Below are 2,832 nucleotides of genomic sequence, written 5' to 3'. Positions count from 1 at the left end.
ATGCTCGAGATCCCGCTGCCAATCCTCTTCCATCGCCAGCCTCCATCAAAGCTGGCTCCCTATGAATCACGCATTTCCCCTGCAGGGAATCCCGAAAATCACAATTCTGCCAAAGTAGTGCTAGGGCCGATCGACATTCAGCGTAACCAGATCATGACAGCTGCGAGGTGGACAAAGCCTGTGAAGTGGATGGCGCGCCGATCATAGCGGGTGGCGAAGCGTCTGACGTGCTTGAGGCGACCAAAGCATCTTTCGATACGGTTTCTCAGTTTGTAGAGGACCGCGTCATGCGGGATGATGAGCTTGCGGGATCGATTGGAGGGGATGACCGCCTCGACGCCCATGTCTGCAATGGTCGCGCGTAAAGCATTGCTGTCATAAGCTTTGTCGGCCAGCACCGCATGGCCGTCGTGGTCATGAAGCAGGGCCGGCGCCTGGGTGAGTCGCCGGTTTGGCCGGGCGTAATGATGAAGCGCAGCGGTCGGCCGAACGCATCTGCCAGCATGTGGATCTTGGTGGTCAGTCCGCCTCGGGAACGCCCCAGCACCTGATCGCACGCCCCCCTTTTCCGGTTGCTGCCTGCTGGTGCGCGCGGACGATGGTGCTGTCGATCATCAGATACTGATTGTCGCGATCGGCGGTCAGCGCGTCGAACACCCGCTCCCAAACGCCTGCGTGGCACCAGCGGCTGAAGCGCCGATGCACGCTCTTCCACTTACCATAGCGTTCCGGCAGATCGCACCAGTGCGCGCCAGATCGCAGCACCCACAGACATCCATTCACAAACAGACGGTTATCCGACGCCGAACGCCCCGGATCGGCCATCTTGCCCGGCAGCAAGGGCGAGACCCTCCCCCACTGCGCTTCGTTCAACTCGTACCGCTTGGTCACCATCATTCCCTCCGCGCCCTCGACACGGATTACTATGAATCACCTCTCAGCCGCCTTGGGAATCCTGAATGTCGATCAGGCCTAGCGAACGGTCCCGTTTCCGCCAGCGATCCGCGGGCGGGCGAGAGCCTTGGGATTCCTCTTGCCCAGGGGCCGGGCGAATGACCGATCGGCTCACACCCAATTTGCCGCGAAAGCCGCGAGCAGCCCCCTCAGGTGGGAATTTCGGCTGCTTCCCCGCGCGCTTGCAGGAGGCGGATAGCCTTCTGGTCGAAGCTCATGAATGTCTCGCCGCCGAGCCACTGACCTTCGTGGGCGATCACGCCGTCCGCGAAGTCGCCGCCTGCATCGAGTATCGCAAGACCGGCCTCGACCGCCTGACGGTCAAGCCTGACGTTCTCCGCCTCGATCAGAACCCGCAGCGCGTCGGCGACACGGGACGCCGGAAACTTGTAGAGGCGAAGCAGGACCCAGCAGAACTCGCACAGCGACGGCAGCGCGATGGCGACAAGGTCTGCCTCCTGCATAAGCCGCTGCGCGAGAGCGCCCTGCACCGGGTCGTCTTGGGTCGCGGCGCGCACCAGGATATTGGTATCGACCGTGATCTTCACGACCGGCCGGCCCAGCCTTCCGCGATCGCCTCGTTCATGTCCTCGACCGAAATCGGTGCCTGGCCATCGCGCCGCAGCGAACCGAAGAAACCGTCGAGCTTGCCTGAAGGCCGCACCGCGCGGATGCGCACTTCGCCGCCGGGCATTTTCTCGAAGCTTATTCGGTCGCCCGGGTGCACGCCCAAGTGCTGCAGCAATTCCTTTCGCAGCGTGATCTGTCCCTTGGTGCTGATCGTCAGAGCGTTCATGGCGCGAGTCCCTTCGCCGCCGAATGTAAGGAAAATCTTCCTTGCCTTCAAGGCTCACTCCAACGCGCCAAACCAGCGCGCATTTCCCCCATACCCGCCCTGCAAAACTGCACCATGCAGTCAATCACGCTCGCCATCGTGCTGCTTGCCGCCCTGCCACCAGACGCAGCAGCGCAGCCCATCGGACGGGATGTGGCCCAGGATGCGGCCAGACGCGCCGCGATCCATCCGGTCGAGGACGCGGCCGCAATGCAGGCCTGGCTGGCCCGCGTTCCGGTGACCCGCTCGTTACCCGACGATCTTGCCGCGACGCTGGACGGGCAAGCTCGACGCCCAGCGCGAGGTCGGTACGGCGGGAACGCGATCGGCAGCCAGAATCGGGGAGCAGCGCCGGCAATCGGAGAACTTCGGCTTCGCGCAAGGAGCAGCGGCGGCCGGCAGCTCGACCCGCGAGGCCGCAAGGCTCGACAGCTTCATCCAGGCGCTCTCGCGCACGTCCGGAAACCAGGTTGACATGGCCGAGGGCGGGACGCAAGGCATTGCCGATCGCGCCCGCAACGACCGGCTCACCAGCATTGTCGAGAAGGAAAAGCTGACGCGCATGCAGGGCCTGCTCGCTGAACATGGCGTGGATCTCAGCAAGCGTCAGATCGCGATGGACCAGAACGGTGACATGAGCCTCAACCTCACGCCGCAGACGGCAGCGGCGATGTGGAAGGGCGGGCTCATCAACGAGAGTCAGCTTGGCGCCGTTGCCAATGGCGGTACGGCCCGCTTCAGCTTCGCGCACAACGACCTGCTGGTTTCGAGCGCGACCATCCATTCGCGATCGGCGAGGTCCGATACCAGTACCCGCTTCGAAGCAGGCAAACAGGCAGGCCCGGACACGATCGAGCATTTCATAACTGATCTGCCCCCTTCTGAGTGGCCCAAAATCTGTTTTAGATTTGGGCACGAAGGAGGACTGGAATGGCGAGGAAGCACAAGCCGGAAGAGATCATCGGCAAGCTGCGTGAAGCGGAGATCGTGCTGGCGCAGGGCGGAACGGTGGCGGATGCGTGTCGCCGGATCGGCGTCACCGA

At 63.2% G+C, this 2,832-nt stretch carries 2 protein-coding genes and 2 pseudogenes; 1 reads left to right on the top strand and 3 read right to left on the bottom strand.

Features of this window, described 5'->3' with window-relative positions; genetic code table 11:
• Positions 1 to 137 precede the first annotated feature (137 nt).
• From V2S85_RS26955 to V2S85_RS26945, 3 genes and pseudogenes are all read right to left on the bottom strand, one after another.
• Positions 138 to 894, bottom strand: a pseudogene (locus tag V2S85_RS26955) (IS5 family transposase).
• Between the two features lie 209 nt (positions 895 to 1,103).
• Positions 1,104 to 1,502, bottom strand: a complete 399-nt coding sequence (locus V2S85_RS26950) for a type II toxin-antitoxin system VapC family toxin (RefSeq protein WP_330705851.1) — start codon at positions 1,500 to 1,502, stop codon at positions 1,104 to 1,106.
• The gene (locus tag V2S85_RS26945; protein ID WP_036529968.1) at positions 1,499 to 1,750 is read right to left on the bottom strand and encodes an AbrB/MazE/SpoVT family DNA-binding domain-containing protein; all 252 of its coding nucleotides are present in this window, start codon (positions 1,748 to 1,750) and stop codon (positions 1,499 to 1,501) included. Before V2S85_RS26945 ends, V2S85_RS26950 begins: the two co-directional genes overlap by 4 nt.
• A gap of 316 nt (positions 1,751 to 2,066) precedes the next feature.
• On the opposite strand from V2S85_RS26945, the pseudogene V2S85_RS26940 reads away from it, so the two are divergent.
• Positions 2,067 to 2,654 (top strand): annotated as a pseudogene (locus tag V2S85_RS26940) (conjugal transfer protein TraG); the annotation flags it as partial.
• Positions 2,655 to 2,832: the final 178 nt, after the last annotated feature.

The sequence above is a fragment of the Novosphingobium resinovorum genome (assembly GCF_036352595.1).
Classification (GTDB): Bacteria; Pseudomonadota; Alphaproteobacteria; order Sphingomonadales; family Sphingomonadaceae; genus Novosphingobium; species Novosphingobium resinovorum_B.
This window is presented reverse-complemented; position numbering and strand designations above follow the sequence as displayed.